Source organism: Acinetobacter sp. 5862, from assembly GCF_024494585.1.
Classification (GTDB): domain Bacteria; phylum Pseudomonadota; class Gammaproteobacteria; order Pseudomonadales; family Moraxellaceae; genus Acinetobacter.
Genome location: NZ_JANHGP010000050.1, coordinates 22,869 through 38,742, shown reverse-complemented (window position 1 = coordinate 38,742; position 15,874 = coordinate 22,869). Strand labels below are relative to the sequence as shown.

The window sequence follows — 15,874 nt, the reverse complement described above, 5'->3', positions numbered from 1 at the left end:
ATAATTTGACTTGGCTTTGCACTTTCTGGTCATTTCCATTCGGAGATGACCACATTTCTTTTTTGCTACGCCAAACATCTAGCTAGCGATATGAGTTGCTGGCTAGCAACGCTGTTCAGCGTAGCAAAAAAATTGGTGTAGGCAGAGGGGAAAAATTGAGGGGGTGAAAGATTTGAAATTTTCCGTTTGATTTCTTCGATTTTCTGTATTTGGTAGGTGGAGTTTCCTTTTTTTTTATTTTTTTGGGGAGACGGAAATGTTGATATAGAGGGGGAAATCAGATGGCAGAAAATCCAATGACTGAATGACTACGGTACAATATTCTATTTCCGACTACAGTACAAAGAGGTCATGGTCTCTTGTGGTCTTTAGTAAAATTGTTAATTTTCTTATAGTTACTCAGTACGGTCTATCAGTTTTGCTATGGTAATTTTGTGGTACATCAACGGTCAATCTCAGGAGATGGCTATTATTTTTCTTGAACTTACTGATGGGACTTTCCCCAGAAAACTGATGTAGTAAAACAGTATTTACTTAATTTTCTTCAAGTTACGAAAAATGGAACGGTCTTATTGAATTTGTTCAGTTTTCATCTTTTTGGTATATTCAACACATTGTTTTTTATAAGTAAAAAATAAATATTACTTCTTACTCATAATCCGTTGGTCGACAGTTCAAGTCTGTCTGGGCCCACCATATAAATCAACCACTTACGTGTACTAATCGTAAGTGGTTTTTTTGTTTTTGCATTTTAATCGCTTAGGTGCACCACGCTTTTTAGCATAATCACTACTCAACTCAATATATTCATCCGTAAGAATCCCCTTACTAGCTAACACATCTTGTTTTGATTTCACCTCATAAACTATTCTTGGTCTCAACCGAGTAACAAAGCTGAAATTTTGGTTGGTCATTTCTGCAAACCATTGATAATCAACATACCCTTTATCAAATACAACGATACTTCCATGCGGGAATTTAAATGTTCTGCCTTGAACCATGTCATTTTCAATACCATCACCAAGCGCAACAAACTCAGGAATAGTGTTGCTATGATTTAATCCAACTGTAAGTTTTATGCTTGCTTTGGATTCATGTGCTTTTGCACATTCACACAATGACAGTGAAAGATCAATATGACTCGCATCAAGTGAATATAATGGATTTTTTTAAATCGAAATTTATGAGCAATCTTGGAATTTTCACAATGTTGAAGTAGTTGGATAAACAATTGTTGATACAAGCGAGCGGGTTGTTCTTCATTGATTCTTGCTAACGTACTTCGTGCAATTCTTTTGGCACCAAGGTGATAAAGCTTTTCCTGTTGTGATTCGAGATTAGATTCAATATCCCTCAAGCTTTGACGGCATGATAGTTGGGACATTAATATTGCAATAAATTGATCCCATCGTGTTGCTGATCTTAATTTTTGTCCTTGATGGTATTGTTTTGCAAGACGTTCAAAATCTTGTCTCAAAATGGGCTGGAGTAATTGATGAAATACCGTATTCTGATGTAAAAAAACCTGAATCCTTGTAGTTGAAGTGTTTGTTCGCACTTATATTTTAACTACTTTGGACTCAGGTTTTTTTATTTAACTCTAACTATGTTACTTTGAATAAGAGTTCATCATAACGTCCGAATACAGCTATATTTTTTTGATTTCTACAATATCACTTGATTCAATGAGCGATTGGATATTACCAAATAAACTTTGAATATAATCAGATGCTAGATGGATATCTAAATCCTCTCTGCTACGCCATTCTTCTAAGAAGAAATATCTACTCGAGTCATTTTCGCTAATATAAAGCTCATATTTCAAGCATCCTTCTTCTTGAAGCGTAGGCTCTATTACACTTTTTAAAAGCGCTTCTAACGTTTCTTTTTGATCTGATTTTGCCTTAATGTTCGCAATTACTGAAATAGTCATTATTTCACCTTGAGTTTGTTTTAGAAGTTTTCTAGTACAATTTTGCCTTTTGATTTACCTGATTCAAGCAACTTATGCGCCTTCTCCAAGTTTGCAGCGTTAATATTGCCTAAATTTTGGTTAAGCGTACTTCTAATTTTTTGCTGGTCAACTAATTGGGCAACCTGTTGCAACAGCTCACCTTGCTTTTCAATATCATCGGTTTCATACATTGAACGAGTGAACATCAACTCCCAATGGATAGAAATAGATTTAGTCTTAAACGGCATAATATCAAATGTTTTTGGATCATCGATCAATCCAAGCTTGCCTTGTGGTGCAATCAGAGAAACTATTTGCTTGATATATGTTTCTGTATGATTTGTAGAGAATACGTATTTTGGTTTTGCAATGCCTAGTGCTTCGATTTGTTCGTTTAAATCTTTGCTATGATCAATAACATGGTCAGCACCCAATGATTTCACCCAAGATTTCGTTTCTTCGCGCGAAGCTGTTGCTATAACGGTTAGATTTGTTTTTGCTTTTAGGAGTTGGATAGCAATTGATCCTACACCGCCTGCACCACCAATAATTAAAATACTGCCAACTTCTGTTTCTGAAATTTGAAACCGATCAAACAGCATTTCCCATGCCGTTATTGCAGTTAATGGCAATGCTGCTGCTTCTGCATTAGATACTGTAATGGGTTTAAGACTGATAATTCGTTCATCGACTGCTTGAAACTCAGCATTACTACCATCTCGGGTTAAATCGCCAGCATACCAAACAGAATCTCCTACTTTAAACGAGGTAACTTTTGGGCCAATTTCAACAATTTCACCAACGGCATCCCAACCTAAAATACGATTATTTGCTTCAGACGAATTTTTTCTCACTTTGGTATCAACTGGATTCACAGAGATTGCCTGAACTTTTACCAGTACATCACGCTCCTTAAGCGTAGGCTTCACTTTTTCAATATCTACCAATGAATTTTTAAAATCATCATGGTGATTGATAACATACGATACGGCTTTCATAGATTTGTCCTCAACTTTAAAAAAATAGAGTAAAAATGGGAGCCAAGTGCTCCTATTTTATGTTCCTCAATAATTAAAACTCTTGGCTCGTTGGGCGCAAAACAATTTCATTAATATCTACATCCGCAGGCTGTTCAATTGCATAAGCAATTGCTCGAGCGACTGAGTCAACTGGTATGGCTTGTTTGTAGAAATCAGTAACAAACTCTGAACTTTCTTTATGAGAAGAACCGAATTTTAGTTCTGACTCAATTGCACCAGGCTCAATAGTAGTCGTTCTAATTGTTCCCCCAACTTCATGACGAAGTCCTTCAGAGATGGCTCTTACAGCAAACTTAGTACCGCTATAAACAGTACCTCCTGGACTAAATACTTTTATCCCTGCAACAGATGCGAGATTAATAAAGTGTCCAAAGTTTTGTTTTTGGAAAACAGGTAGGGTAGCTGCTATACCATAAAGAACACCTTTAATATTAATGTCGATCATACGATCCCATTCATCAACTTTTAGCTCACTTAATGGTGCAATAGACATTAATCCAGCATTGTTTACCAATACATCGATTTGACCAAATGCGCTTAATGCCTTTTCAATAAGTGCTTGTACTTCCTGTGGTTTGGTTATATCCATACCAATAAATTCAGCTTGACCACCTTCAGCACGAATGTCGTGAACAATAGCCTCTAATTTTTCAGTACGTCTAGCACCAAGTACAACCTTTGCACCTTTTTTAGCAAGTAAGCGAGCTGTAGCTTCACCTAAACCACTACTTGCACCAGTGATAACAATAACTTTATTTTCTATATTATTCATACAAGTAACCTTCAACCTATCTGTCAATCATATTTGATGGGTTAAGTATTACAGCCTTGTTAGGTATAATAAATGAATAATATTATCTTTCAGAATTCCTATTTACGGAATAATTGCCATTACACAGGATTGGACATGCAGAACAAATTGGAAATGATGCGTATCTTTTGTGTGGCAGCAGAGTCTCGAAATTTTAAAGAGGCAGCAACTCAACTGGGTATTTCCCCGCAGCTAGTGACACGGGCAATAAAAGAGCTAGAAGCGCAGCGCGGAGAGATTCTGTTCTACAGGAGTACTCGACAAATTAAAATTACCGCTGATGGTGAGCGTTTGGCAAAGCAAGCACGTTTTGCGGTGGGATCGATTGATGCTCTGCTTGTAAAAGACACCAAGGAAAAACGAGACGAAATGCGTGGGACTGTCCGTCTTACTGTGTCGTCTGTGTTAGGGCGTAAAGTGGTAGTACCTGCACTAGCAGAATTTGCCACACGTTATCCAGATATTGTCGTGGATTGTGTGCTAACAGATTCACACTCGGATGTGATCGATGAGCGGATAGATATTGGGATCAGATTTGGATTTTTGCCGGACAATCGATATGTGGCAAGGGAATTGGCTAAAGTGAACTTTTATTCTGTGGGTACGCCAGAGTTAATTGATAAGGTCGGAATGCCTAAAAAAATTATTGACCTTGATAAATACCCTCTAACAGCAATATTCGATCATAAAACAGGGCGTTACTGGCCATGGACATTCACCGAAAGTCGAAGCTTCACGCCATCAAAGCCCCGTTTTATTACAGATGATCTAGAAGCTGAATTTCAAGCGATTCTCGCTGGAGTTGGATTCGGACACATGCCTGGATTTCTAGTTTTGCCGTGGCTTAGGAGTGGTAAGCTCATTCAGATACTTCATGAGGAAACCTCTCCCGTTTGGCGCCTGTATTTATACCGTCCACAGCGGGGCCCGACACCTTTGCGAATCCGAGCATTGTTTGATTACTTAGCGGAAGTGTTGGGCCATATAGAAACCTGAATCAGATGGAACTAAACTTTTTCTAGAAAGTAGAAATCAGATAAGACCATCATGTATTTAGAGTAACTACAATTTTTCCTATTTGCTGATTTGATTCAAGATAGCGCTGAGCGTCATGCATGTCCTCAAAGTTAAAGCAACGGTCGATCACTGGACGAAGATATCCTGCACCTATACTGCTAAGAATAAATCGTCTGGCTTGCTCCCTTAGAACAGGATCATGCAGAACCTCAAGGAACAAAAAACCTCGCATGGTTAAGCTCTTGCGTAATGCAACTTTAAGGGGAAATGGTGTGATCTCCGGGCTAAGCGCACCATGCATAACCATAGTTCCTCCTACAGACATCGCTTTTGCAATCTGTTCAATATATGGCCCTCCTACAGCATCGAAGGCGACATCAAGATGTTCTCCACCTAAACGTAAAACAAGCGCGTCATACAAATCTGGTTCATCTTCACTGGCTATAACATTTTTAACACCGAGATCCAGTAAACGTTGCTTTTTCTCTATCGTCTGTGTACTTGCAATGACCTTAGCACCCGCTGCTTCAGATATCTGTATCGCAGCTAGTCCTACGCTACTTGAAGCTGCTGTGATCAAGATCGTTTTTCCTTTCGAAACTCCACCAGCATGGATTACACCACCCCAAGCCGTTAAATACTGCATCCAGATTGAAGAAGCTTCTTGCCAGCTTAAACTATCGGGTTTGTGAACTAAAAAAGTTTCTGGAATCAGGAGCTTGTCCGCATATGTCCCATATTTGGCTAGATTGTCAGTCGGAAGAATCGATACTGCATCTCCTGGAGAAAATTGGCGTACACCTTCACCAATTGCCAGAACTATGCCTGCTCCCTCATATCCCAGACGAGAAGGGAATACTGCCTTTTGAATATAAGTACCACGCCGAAACATTACATCAGCCCGGTTGAGTCCGATCGTTTTCATCTGGATTAGAACTTCTCCTGCTGCTGGTAAAGCAACAGGAAGTGTTTCTAATGTCAGAACATCTGTATCTCCAATACTATTGAAGCGCCAAGTCTTGGCCTGAAGTGCGTTAAATGACATCAATCACGACCTTAATATTGGCAGAGCGATCTTGAACAGCATCATGAGCCTCAATCGCTTGATCTAGAGTAAAATGACGAGGATCAACAATAGGACGCAGTTTACCTTCCTCAACGAGACGAGTCGCGATCTTAAGGACATCACCATGATGAGCACGGCGATTGCCTGTTAACATCGGCAATAGGACGAATACGCCAGACAGTGTGGCACACCGTAGAGATGAACTCGCTAAATTATGATTACCAAATGCAGCACAGCTGGTAATGTGGCCATAGTGAGTTGTCATGGAAAGTGAAGCTTCGAGTACTGGACCACCCACAGTGTCGTAAACAATGTTAAAACCTTGACCCTCAGGGCTTGCAGCAATAATGTCATCGGAAGATGCTGTTGTGTAATCGAGAGGTGTTGCACCGAGTTCTGAAATCAGTGATTGATCAGCTGTACGACCAGTCGCCCAAACATTTGCATCAAGTGCTTTTGCAAGCTGAACCACCATATAACCAACGCCACCAGCACCACCCTGAACCAGTACAGTTTGCCCTGGTTGGACCTTCGCGTTATCCACTAAACCTTCCCAAGCGGTGAGGAACGTCAATGGTAGTACTGCTGCCTCGCGCATAGAGATATTGCGTGGCTTTAATGCGATCAGATCAGCATCTGCTACAACATATTCTGCTAAAGATCCTTGAAGACCACGAACGCCACCAATCAGACCGTAAACTTCATCTCCGACGTTGAAGTGGGTGACACCTTCACCAACAGCAGTGACAACCCCAGCCATATCCGTTCCCAACACGGCAGGAAGCTCTGGCATAGCATATGGTGCTTCACCAAGACGAATTTTATAATCAATAGGGTTTACACCACTCGCATGAACACGTACTAGAACTTGCCCAGCCTCTGGTTGAGGTATAGGCAGTTCTACACGTTTAAATTCATGATCACCAAAATTTTCTAGGATAAGAGCATTCATCATCTTATTCATAGTTGTTCCTTATTTTTAACTGGGGGGATGATGTGCACAGTACCAAAGTAAATTAATCCAATAAATGATATTTATAGGATTTAATAATTCCTAAATAATGAATAATAAATATCATCCGCTCACTAAAAATATTCTAGTACAGTCTGTAAAGGCAGTTAAATCTAAACTGTCGGTAGTATTTACAAGGCTTGAAACGTTCAAAATATCTACAAAGTGGCTAAAATTTGAAACATAATTCTAAAAGGTCACAGCATTACAAAGAACATGAGCCAAAATAATAAAAATGGGAGCTAAAGTCCCATTCTTTGTGACTTTGGCATCAGCTCTACGATGTTAATTTAAAAAAAAACTAAAAACAGGCATAGAAAATTTTCGCTAAAGATCTTTTTGATTTTCGATTTATAAAAAATATTGCTTTTTTTATACTATGGGGTAGTATAGTATTAATGCTAGCAAATAAGGAGGTCTGATGCCTAATCAGGTTGAAGACAAAAAAAAGATTCTTCTACGCGTCAGAAAGATCAAAGGTCAGACGCAAGCGATTGAAAAAGCGTTAGAAGACAATGTGGAATGTGGTGCAATTCTGCAACAAATATGCTCTGTGCGTGGTGCTATTAATGGTTTGATGAATGAAATGTTGGAGGTTCATTTAAAGGACACTTTAGTATCAGGTGAATCCACAGAACAACAACGAAAAGAAGAATTGGCTGAAATCGCCAAGATTCTAAAATCATATTTAAAATAGATCTGTATAAGGAATTATTCCATGAAGTCACGTGCTGCTGTTGCGTTTGGTCCTGGTCAACCTCTTCAAATTGTTGAAGTTGATGTTGCACCACCGAAGAAAGGTGAGGTATTAATCAAGATTTCCCATACCGGTGTGTGCCATACAGACGCATTTACTTTATCTGGCGATGATCCTGAAGGTGTTTTTCCGGCTATTCTCGGGCATGAAGGTGCTGGTGTTGTCGTTGAGGTGGGTGAAGGCGTGACTAGCGTCAAACCAGGTGATCATGTAATTCCACTTTACACTGCTGAATGTGGCGAGTGCGTATTCTGTAAATCTGGAAAATCGAACTTGTGTATTTCCGTTCGCGAAACTCAAGGTAGAGGCGTAATGCCAGATGGTACCACTCGTTTTTCCTACAATGGTCAACCGATTTACCACTATATGGGCTGCTCAACGTTCAGTGAATACACGGTAGTGGCAGAAGTATCATTGGCTAAAATCAATCCTGAAGCCAATCACGAACATGTCTGCTTACTGGGTTGTGGTGTCACAACGGGTATCGGTGCAGTACATAACACAGCTAAAGTACAAGAAGGTGATAGCGTTGCGGTCTTTGGTTTAGGCGGTATTGGTCTGGCAGTCGTACAAGCCGCACGTCAAGCTAAAGCAGGGCGTATTATTGTGGTTGACATGAATCCAGATAAATTTGCGCTGGCAAAAGAGTTTGGTGCAACGGACTTCTTGAACCCTAAAGATTACGATAAACCAATCCAGCAAGTCATTGTTGAAATGACTGGCTGGGGTGTAGATCATTCATTTGAATGTATTGGCAACGTGAATGTAATGCGTGCAGCCCTTGAAAGTGCACACCGTGGCTGGGGTCAATCCGTAATTATTGGTGTAGCTGGCGCAGGTCAGGAAATCTCTACCCGTCCATTCCAACTGGTTACTGGTCGTAAATGGTTAGGTTCTGCTTTTGGTGGCGTAAAAGGTCGTACGCAACTTCCAGGAATGGTTGAAGATGCCATGAAAGGTAAAATTCAATTAGAACCATTTGTGACACATACGATGGGCTTGGATCAGATCAATAAAGCCTTTGATCTAATGCATGAAGGTAAGTCAATTCGTACTGTAATTCATTACGAATAATTCCGTCAGACCTTATAGTTTTCCATGCATGTGCATCATGAATGACATGCATGGAATCCTCTAAAACGGCACATTATCTGTAAAACAGATCTAACTGTGTAGGCATCGTGTATAGATTGAATAAACCTGCCTACATTTTAAATCTTTATCACTATTCTCTGTGGAGAATGTCAGACTCTTTGTTTACTGGATTTCTCATGAAGTCTTGCTCAACATAGGTAATTGATTATGGAAATAATTGAGAAACATGCTTCTTTTGGTGGATCGCAAGAAGTGTATCGCCATCAGTCAATAGCATTAAACTGTTCAATGAAATTCTCAATATATCTGCCACCTCATGACAAAGATGAGCGGTTGCCAGTTTTATATTGGTTATCAGGACTGACTTGCAACGAACAGAACTTTATTACTAAAGCCGGAGCACAAAAGTATGCGGCTGAACATAAAGTCATTGTTGTTGCACCAGATACCAGCCCACGTGGAGAGGATGTACCAGATCATGCAGATTATGATTTAGGCCAAGGCGCAGGATTCTATGTAAATGCAACAAAAGCACCCTGGTCACAGCATTTCAAAATGTATGATTATATTGTGGAAGAGCTCAGAAATCTGATTGACCTGAATTTTCCGACCAATCAAGTCCAAAGTATTATGGGTCATAGCATGGGTGGTCATGGTGCATTAGTCATTGGGTTAAAAAATCCTGAGCTGTATAAAAGTATTTCTGCTTTTGCACCAATTGTTGCACCTAGCCAAGTACCTTGGGGGCAAAAGGCTTTCACACACTACCTAGGTGAAAACGAAACTTTATGGAAAAGCTATGATGCGATTGAATTAATCAAAAACGCGGAAGTTCATTTACCTATTTTAGTCGATCAGGGAACAGCTGATGATTTTCTTGAAGAACAGTTAAGACCTAAGCTTCTTAGTGATATTTGTTTGGAACAAGAATATCCTCTGACACTTAACCTAAGAGAAGGGTATGACCATAGCTATTACTTTATTGCGAGCTTTATAGAGAAACATATAGAGTTTCACAGCAAATTCCTAGCTAAATAACTTTCATAGATATGAGGATGTACATGTTGTTCTTGAATGCTTCTTGAGCAATATAATCATCCAGATGAAGAGGTCAGCTTATAAATCTAAGGACGAATCAATTGATCCTTATATAACTAAGATTGAATTTAATCATCTCATATCTTGATTTTTTGATTCAAATGTTAATGATATTAACTTGAATGAATTCATAGCATTATGCCGAAATAAAAAAATCAGATTTTGGCTCAGCTATGGAAAATTGTTTTTAACCTTTGTACAACAAAACTTTCTGACATGCATAAATTATCAATGTCAGAATGAGTTTTAATTTTAATCAATTGTGGCGTTTTAGTCATGCTTAAAACAGCTTTATATGTCCGCCTTGAAGCTAAACCGGGTAAAGAAGACGAAGTGGAAGCTTTCCTTAAAGCCGGTTTACCTATTGTAATGGAAGAACCTGCGACAGTTGCGTGGTTTGGCCTACGTCTTGGACCTACAACATTTGGTATTTTCGATGCATTTCCTGATGAGGCGGGTCGCGAAGCACATTTATCTGGCAAGGTTGCAGCTGCTTTGATGGCTCAGGCCGATGAGCTATTTTTAGAGCCACCGTCAATTGAAAAAGTAGATGTTTTGGCTAGTAAACTACCAGCTCATACTGACGCTTAAATGTATGAAAGTGCTGCTTGAAATTTCGAATGAAAGGCAGCAATTCAACCCTGTGAGGTTTGTCTGAGGATTTTTATTCAAGTTGGGCTACTTTATTTAATGGCTTAATTTCATCATTTACATGGGTCAATATCAAAACAGGGTAAATAAACGAATGCACCCATGTACATGCTTTATGTTGAACCAATCTATCTAATTTAGTGTCGCATTTCTACATCTGTTAAACCGTGCCAATCTGCTTTTAAATATTCAATCACCTCTGTTTTGTATAAGCCATTCACTGTTTTAGCCAGTGCGTTCACGACCGTGTCAGTAGTCATACGTGTTGATACCTTCCATCCAGCAATCGCTCGTGAAAATACATCAATAATCAAAGTGGTATAGAACAAGCCTGAATGTGTTTAACCATCACTCAAGTCGCAAGCTAAAATAATTTTAAAAAAATAGACGACTGGTCTATTTTTATGTATAGTTAGCACATGGTGCAGTCAAAAGCCGCAGTGTTGTCCAATTTTTTAAAGTTTATTTGATGAATAACGGTGGTTTTTCAAATCAATTAGCTGATCATCCTAGGATAAAAATATGTTGAATTTTAACTTTTATAATCCGACCCGCATTATTTTTGGTGGCGATACAATAGCTAAAATCAATAACTATGTACCTACAGAAGCAAAAGTATTAATGTTGTTTGGCGGTGAAAGTGCACGTAAGAATGGTACTTTAGCTGAGGTGCGTGAAGCATTAGGTGCAAGAGAAATTCATGAATTTGGCGGAATTGAGCCGAATCCGAGTTATGAAACCCTCATGAAAGCTGTAGAGCTGATTCGTGAACAAAAGATTGATTTCTTGATGGCTGTCGGTGGTGGATCGGTAATTGATGGTACTAAATTTATTGCAGCAGCAGTCAATTATACAGGGGATGCATGGGAGATTTTAGAAACCCATGGTACTAAAATTACTCAAGCTTTGCCTTTTGCGAGTGTTCTCACCCTTCCGGCAACTGGTTCAGAAATGAATAGCGGTGGGGTAGTCACCAGAAAATCGACCCAAGCCAAATTGTCATTTAGCAGCCCCTATGTTTTTCCGCAATTTTCCGTACTGGATCCGAATAAAACTTTTAGCTTGCCGAAGCGCCAGTTAGCAAATGGCGTGGTCGATGCATTTGTTCATGTCATGGAACAGTACTTAACTTACCCTGTCAATGCACAAGTACAAGATCGTTTTGCCGAAGGTCTATTGCAAACTCTGATTGAGATTGGACCGAAAATCTTGGACGATTCAGCAGATTATGACACGCGTGCGAATTTGATGTGGGCTGCTAGCATGGCACTGAATGGGCTGATTGGAGCTGGTGTACCACAAGATTGGTCAACCCATTTGATTGGGCATGAGCTCACGGCTTTACATGGTATTGATCATGCTCGTACCTTGGCCATTGTGTTGCCGGCCAATCTACAAGTGCGTCGTCAAGAGAAGCGAGAAAAATTACTACAGTATGCAGCTCGAGTCTGGCAGATTGTCGAAGGTGATGAAGAACAACGTATTGATACTGCTATTGCTCGTACTCGAGCCTTCTTTGAGCAACTTGGATTGCCGACTCGTCTTAGCGATTATGGACTGGGGGAGACAGATATTGAGATCATCATTACGCAACTTAAATCACATAATCTTACACAGCTAGGCGAACATAAAAATGTTTCATTAGAGATCAGTCGCCAAATTCTCGAGGCGAGCATCTAAATAAGCGTATCTGTCATGGTCACGCTACACGACAAGTGATCATGCAACAATGCTCCTCAATCCTGAAAATTATCGGAGAAGTAACATGAAAATTTTAATCGTTTTAACCTCACATGATCAACTTGGCAATACTGGTAAGAAAACAGGTTTCTGGCTAGAAGAACTTGCTGCACCGTATTACACCTTTATTGACTCTGGTGCTGAAGTTACGCTGGCGTCGCCTAAAGGTGGGCAGCCACCACTAGATCCGAAAAGTAATTTAGCAGAAGCACAAACTGAAACCACTCATCGTTTTGAAGCTGATCCAACTGCAATGCAAGCATTGGCAGAGACGCATAAACTTAGCGAAATCTCTGTAGCTGATTATGATGCAGTGTTTTATCCAGGCGGGCATGGCCCATTGTGGGATTTAGCAGAAGATCCGATTTCAATTTCTCTGATTGAACAGGCGATTCAGTCTGGCAAACCTGTTGCAGCAGTGTGTCATGCCCCAGGTGTTCTTCGTCATGTAAAAACCAGTGATGGCAAGCCTTTAGTTAGCGGTAAATCTGTGACGGGTTTTACTAATACTGAAGAAGAGGCGGTAGGTTTGACTGAAATTGTACCATTTTTAGTTGAAGACATGCTTAAAGAAAACGGTGGTCATTATTCTAAAGTGGATGATTGGCAAGTATATGTTCAAGTAGATGGCTTGCTGGTTACTGGACAAAATCCAGCATCTTCTGCTGCAACCGCTACAGCATTACTTCAATTGTTGAAATAAAGAGTAGCTAGTGCCTGTTGTGGTGCTTAGTAGTGAATAAAACTTCTGACTCTGAGCAACTGGCGCAATAAGCAAAACAACCCTCATTTAATGGTGAAGGGCCTGAGTGAATAGCTTTCCTTCCTTTATTTTCCTATATACAGGAAGGAAGGTTATTTTTTAATTTAATTTTTATGAATCTTCACTTCTTAATAGAAATTTAGTTGCTCTCAGAGCTTGATGTAATGGTGTTTTATCTTTTTGCAACTTACTCAGTAATGCTGCACCTAACCACATTTGGTAAAGTACTTGTGCCAACGTGGAGGCCTCAGTATCTGCTTGGATAGACTGATCCTGTTTTCCCAAATCAATTAAACCAGCAATACGTTCGATTAGATCATCGACGCCAGCGGACATAATCGAGCGCATATCTTCAGATAGATCGGCAACTTCTGCGGCAAGTTTCACAATTAAACAGCTATCCGCCCAACCACACTGTGTTTCAGGATCTTCTATCCATAAATTAAAATACTCAATCAGCTTTTGATAAGGGGATTTATCGCTACGCCATACATCATTTAAACGGACTTGGTAATTATCTACATAATGCTGTACCAATTCACATCCGAAAGCTTCCTTAGATTGGAAATAATGATAAAACGAGCCTTTAGGGATTTCACAGCTCTGTAAAATTTCCTGTAATCCTACGCCAGTAAAACCTTTATGCAAAATCAGGTCTGAACTGGTGTTAAGAATGTGTAAGCGCTTCGCTTCAGACTTTTTAATAGGAGTAGGCTTCATATTAATTATTTACTCTATTGTAAAAAAATAGACCAGTCGTATTTTTTTATTATAACTCATCTACAATGGATGTAAAGAAATTTTAATCACAGTTTTTGATTGTGAAGAGAAATACTTCTAAATAAAACATGGAGTTATATGTGTGAAAACAGTTATTAATCAACGCATCGTTTTAGCTCAACGGCCAGTCGGTGAGCCAAAACACAGCGATTTTCGTATTGAACAAGTTGAACTCAATGAACTTAAACAAGGCGAGATATTGTTAAAAACCATTTATTTGTCACTTGATCCTTATATGCGTGGTCGCATGAGTGATGCTCCTTCATATGCAGCACCGGTTGAAATTGGTGAAGTGATGGTCGGTGGAACAGTCAGTCAAGTGGTGGCCTCTAAAAACCCAAAATTCAAAGAAGGCGAGTGGGTTCTTTCAGGAAATGGCTGGCAGGGCTACGCAATTTCTAATGGGGCTGCATGTCAAAGCTTAGGTATGCAACCTGAACATCCATCTTGGGCATTGGGTATTTTGGGAATGCCAGGATTTACTGCTTATATGGGGTTGTTGGACATTGGTCAGCCTAAAGCCGGTGAAACTTTAGTCGTTGCAGCTGCAACGGGACCTGTTGGTGCTACGGTTGGACAGATTGGCAAACTTAAAGGTTGTCGCGTGGTTGGCGTCGCAGGTGGTGCTGAAAAATGCCGTTATGCAGTAGAAGAACTTGGCTTCGATGCTTGTATCAATCATCATGATGAAAATTTTGCAGAACAATTACAACAAGCAGCTCCCAACGGTATTGATATTTATTATGAGAATGTGGGGGTAAAGTGTTTGATGCGGTATGGCCATTGCTTAACTCTGCGGCACGTGTACCAGTGTGTGGTGTGGTTTCCCAGTATAACGCTACCGAGCAAGCACAAGGCCCAGACCGTTTACCGGGCTTTATTTCCACCCTTTTAAAAAAGCGTATTCGCATGCAAGGCTTTATTATTTTTGATGATTATGGCAGTCAGTATCCGGAATTCTATTAGCAAATGTCTGAATGGTTGAAAGACGGAAAAATCAAATATAAAGAGCATATGGTGCAAGGTTTAGATAACACGATCAATGCTTTCAATGGTATGTTGAAAGGCGAAAACTTTGGCAAAGTCGTTGTAAAAATTTAAAAAAATAGGAATTATCATGATTACACTACATCATTTAGATCAATCACGTTCTTTTCGCATTTTGTGGTTGCTTGAAGAAATCAAGCAGCCCTATGAGCTGAAACGCTATTATCGTGACTTAAACACGCATTTGGCCCCTGAATCTTTAAAAACCATTCATCCTTTAGGGAAATCTCCAGTATTGGAATGGGATGGCAAAGTTATTGCAGAGTCAGGCGCAATCGTTGAGTTATTAATGCAGCAACTTGCGCCGCATTTAGCACCAGATATGGATGAACCTACCTATGTCGATTATCTACAGTGGATTCATTTCTCAGAAAGCTCTGCCATGCTGCCATTTTTGTTAAAAACGTTTAATGCGATAGAAACCAAGCAGGGTACGAAGTTGGTATTTCTAGAAAATTATACTCAAGTTGAGTTCGATAAAGTATTTAGCTATTTAAATGAATATTTAAAAGATAAAGAATTTCTAGTCGCAGACCGTTTAACCGGTGCTGACTTTATGATGGGCTTTGGACTACATGCTTTAGTTCATCATATGGGACAAGGTGAAAATTATCCGCATATCCAACGTTATGTAGCAGGTTTAAGCCAACTACCTAGCTGGCAAGCCGCAGTACAAATTGAACAAAATGGTGTGAAAAGTCAAAAATAGCAAGATTGATTTTTTAAAGGCAATTTAGAAAAAGAATCGTGCTTGACAAGTACATCTAGTTAAAAAATAAGCTGACACATATTTAAGTAAACGCCTAATGAATTTCATCGGGCGTTCTCTATTTTAAAGATAAGGAATTACCATTATTTAAGACAAGTTTCGCCTATTATTCCCCTGCAAATTCCTATCAAAAGAGTTTGAATATCACGAAGGTTACCTTGAAAGATATAATCAACTTTTGAAAGAAAGAAACGTGACTAACGGACAGCAAGATTAAATTATTCCTCGGGGTATTAAACAAGTAAACTACACCATTTTAATAACATAAACACAT

14 protein-coding genes and 3 pseudogenes are annotated in these 15,874 nt (G+C 39.5%); 9 read left to right on the top strand and 8 right to left on the bottom strand.

Annotated features, from left to right (window positions below):
• Nucleotides 1–758: 758 nt before the first annotated feature.
• The 4 genes and pseudogenes from NO346_RS09090 to NO346_RS09075 all read right to left on the bottom strand — a co-directional run.
• A pseudogene (locus NO346_RS09090) lies at nucleotides 759–1,531 on the bottom strand (IS4 family transposase); the annotation flags it as partial.
• 117 nt (nucleotides 1,532–1,648) lie between these two features.
• Nucleotides 1,649–1,933 (bottom strand): putative quinol monooxygenase, encoded by a 285-nt coding sequence (locus NO346_RS09085; protein WP_000156169.1) that lies wholly within the window; start codon nucleotides 1,931–1,933, stop codon nucleotides 1,649–1,651.
• A gap of 20 nt (nucleotides 1,934–1,953) precedes the next feature.
• Nucleotides 1,954–2,952, bottom strand: a complete 999-nt coding sequence (locus tag NO346_RS09080; RefSeq protein WP_256414971.1) for a zinc-binding alcohol dehydrogenase family protein — start codon at nucleotides 2,950–2,952, stop codon at nucleotides 1,954–1,956.
• 73 nt (nucleotides 2,953–3,025) lie between these two features.
• Complete coding sequence (locus NO346_RS09075; RefSeq protein ID WP_256414970.1) at nucleotides 3,026–3,766, bottom strand: SDR family oxidoreductase; 741 nt, start codon at nucleotides 3,764–3,766, stop codon at nucleotides 3,026–3,028.
• A 135-nt stretch (nucleotides 3,767–3,901) separates the two neighbouring features.
• On the opposite strand from NO346_RS09075, the gene NO346_RS09070 reads away from it, so the two are divergent.
• Complete coding sequence (locus tag NO346_RS09070) at nucleotides 3,902–4,801, top strand: LysR family transcriptional regulator (RefSeq protein ID WP_256414973.1); 900 nt, start codon at nucleotides 3,902–3,904, stop codon at nucleotides 4,799–4,801.
• Between the two features lie 49 nt (nucleotides 4,802–4,850).
• Here NO346_RS09070 and NO346_RS09065 read toward each other — a convergent pair whose 3' ends face one another.
• Both NO346_RS09065 and NO346_RS09060 read right to left on the bottom strand, forming a co-directional pair.
• Entirely contained in the window at nucleotides 4,851–5,867 is a 1,017-nt protein-coding gene (locus tag NO346_RS09065; protein ID WP_256414969.1) for a zinc-dependent alcohol dehydrogenase family protein, read from the bottom strand.
• The gene (locus NO346_RS09060) at nucleotides 5,857–6,852 is read right to left on the bottom strand and encodes a zinc-dependent alcohol dehydrogenase family protein (RefSeq protein ID WP_256414968.1); all 996 of its coding nucleotides are present in this window, start codon (nucleotides 6,850–6,852) and stop codon (nucleotides 5,857–5,859) included. Before NO346_RS09060 ends, NO346_RS09065 begins: the two co-directional genes overlap by 11 nt.
• Before the next feature lie 469 nt (nucleotides 6,853–7,321).
• Between NO346_RS09060 and NO346_RS09055 the strand changes: the two genes are divergently transcribed.
• The 4 genes from NO346_RS09055 to NO346_RS09040 all read left to right on the top strand — a co-directional run bounded on the left by NO346_RS09055 (nucleotide 7,322) and on the right by NO346_RS09040 (nucleotide 10,441).
• Nucleotides 7,322–7,597, top strand: coding sequence for a metal/formaldehyde-sensitive transcriptional repressor (locus NO346_RS09055; protein WP_256414967.1), 276 nt, complete (start codon nucleotides 7,322–7,324; stop codon nucleotides 7,595–7,597).
• A 21-nt stretch (nucleotides 7,598–7,618) separates the two neighbouring features.
• Nucleotides 7,619–8,731, top strand: coding sequence for an S-(hydroxymethyl)glutathione dehydrogenase/class III alcohol dehydrogenase (locus tag NO346_RS09050; RefSeq protein ID WP_195728730.1), 1,113 nt, complete (start codon nucleotides 7,619–7,621; stop codon nucleotides 8,729–8,731).
• A gap of 228 nt (nucleotides 8,732–8,959) precedes the next feature.
• Nucleotides 8,960–9,790, top strand: coding sequence for an S-formylglutathione hydrolase (fghA, locus tag NO346_RS09045; protein ID WP_256414966.1), 831 nt, complete (start codon nucleotides 8,960–8,962; stop codon nucleotides 9,788–9,790).
• Nucleotides 9,791–10,126: 336 nt separating this feature from the next.
• Complete coding sequence (locus NO346_RS09040; protein ID WP_256414965.1) at nucleotides 10,127–10,441, top strand: putative quinol monooxygenase; 315 nt, start codon at nucleotides 10,127–10,129, stop codon at nucleotides 10,439–10,441.
• A gap of 73 nt (nucleotides 10,442–10,514) precedes the next feature.
• On the opposite strand, the pseudogene NO346_RS14945 reads toward NO346_RS09040, so the two are convergent.
• Nucleotides 10,515–10,842, bottom strand: a pseudogene (locus NO346_RS14945) (IS3 family transposase); the annotation flags it as partial.
• A gap of 181 nt (nucleotides 10,843–11,023) precedes the next feature.
• Between NO346_RS14945 and NO346_RS09030 the strand changes: the two are divergent.
• Both NO346_RS09030 and NO346_RS09025 read left to right on the top strand, forming a co-directional pair.
• The gene (locus NO346_RS09030) at nucleotides 11,024–12,181 is read left to right on the top strand and encodes an iron-containing alcohol dehydrogenase (protein WP_256414964.1); all 1,158 of its coding nucleotides are present in this window, start codon (nucleotides 11,024–11,026) and stop codon (nucleotides 12,179–12,181) included.
• 85 nt (nucleotides 12,182–12,266) lie between these two features.
• Nucleotides 12,267–12,944, top strand: a complete 678-nt coding sequence (locus NO346_RS09025; RefSeq protein ID WP_256414963.1) for a type 1 glutamine amidotransferase domain-containing protein — start codon at nucleotides 12,267–12,269, stop codon at nucleotides 12,942–12,944.
• A 171-nt stretch (nucleotides 12,945–13,115) separates the two neighbouring features.
• On the opposite strand, the gene NO346_RS09020 is transcribed toward NO346_RS09025, so the two are convergent.
• The gene (locus tag NO346_RS09020; RefSeq protein ID WP_256414962.1) at nucleotides 13,116–13,724 is read right to left on the bottom strand and encodes a TetR/AcrR family transcriptional regulator; all 609 of its coding nucleotides are present in this window, start codon (nucleotides 13,722–13,724) and stop codon (nucleotides 13,116–13,118) included.
• A 142-nt stretch (nucleotides 13,725–13,866) separates the two neighbouring features.
• On the opposite strand from NO346_RS09020, the pseudogene NO346_RS09015 reads away from it, so the two are divergent.
• Nucleotides 13,867–14,885, top strand: a pseudogene (locus tag NO346_RS09015) (NADP-dependent oxidoreductase).
• Nucleotides 14,886–14,901: 16 nt separating this feature from the next.
• Complete coding sequence (locus tag NO346_RS09010) at nucleotides 14,902–15,540, top strand: glutathione S-transferase family protein (protein ID WP_256414961.1); 639 nt, start codon at nucleotides 14,902–14,904, stop codon at nucleotides 15,538–15,540.
• Nucleotides 15,541–15,874 lie beyond the last annotated feature (334 nt).

Coding starts and splice junctions, on each gene's coding strand:
- NO346_RS09085 (WP_000156169.1), bottom strand. CDS start 1,933: ATGACTATTTCAGTAATTGCGAACATTAAGGCAAAATCAGATCAAAAA.
- NO346_RS09080 (WP_256414971.1), bottom strand. CDS start 2,952: ATGAAAGCCGTATCGTATGTTATCAATCACCATGATGATTTTAAAAAT.
- NO346_RS09075 (WP_256414970.1), bottom strand. CDS start 3,766: ATGAATAATATAGAAAATAAAGTTATTGTTATCACTGGTGCAAGTAGT.
- NO346_RS09070 (WP_256414973.1), top strand. CDS start 3,902: ATGCAGAACAAATTGGAAATGATGCGTATCTTTTGTGTGGCAGCAGAG.
- NO346_RS09065 (WP_256414969.1), bottom strand. CDS start 5,867: ATGTCATTTAACGCACTTCAGGCCAAGACTTGGCGCTTCAATAGTATT.
- NO346_RS09060 (WP_256414968.1), bottom strand. CDS start 6,852: ATGAATAAGATGATGAATGCTCTTATCCTAGAAAATTTTGGTGATCAT.
- NO346_RS09055 (WP_256414967.1), top strand. CDS start 7,322: ATGCCTAATCAGGTTGAAGACAAAAAAAAGATTCTTCTACGCGTCAGA.
- NO346_RS09050 (WP_195728730.1), top strand. CDS start 7,619: ATGAAGTCACGTGCTGCTGTTGCGTTTGGTCCTGGTCAACCTCTTCAA.
- fghA (WP_256414966.1), top strand. CDS start 8,960: ATGGAAATAATTGAGAAACATGCTTCTTTTGGTGGATCGCAAGAAGTG.
- NO346_RS09040 (WP_256414965.1), top strand. CDS start 10,127: ATGCTTAAAACAGCTTTATATGTCCGCCTTGAAGCTAAACCGGGTAAA.
- NO346_RS09030 (WP_256414964.1), top strand. CDS start 11,024: ATGTTGAATTTTAACTTTTATAATCCGACCCGCATTATTTTTGGTGGC.
- NO346_RS09025 (WP_256414963.1), top strand. CDS start 12,267: ATGAAAATTTTAATCGTTTTAACCTCACATGATCAACTTGGCAATACT.
- NO346_RS09020 (WP_256414962.1), bottom strand. CDS start 13,724: ATGAAGCCTACTCCTATTAAAAAGTCTGAAGCGAAGCGCTTACACATT.
- NO346_RS09010 (WP_256414961.1), top strand. CDS start 14,902: ATGATTACACTACATCATTTAGATCAATCACGTTCTTTTCGCATTTTG.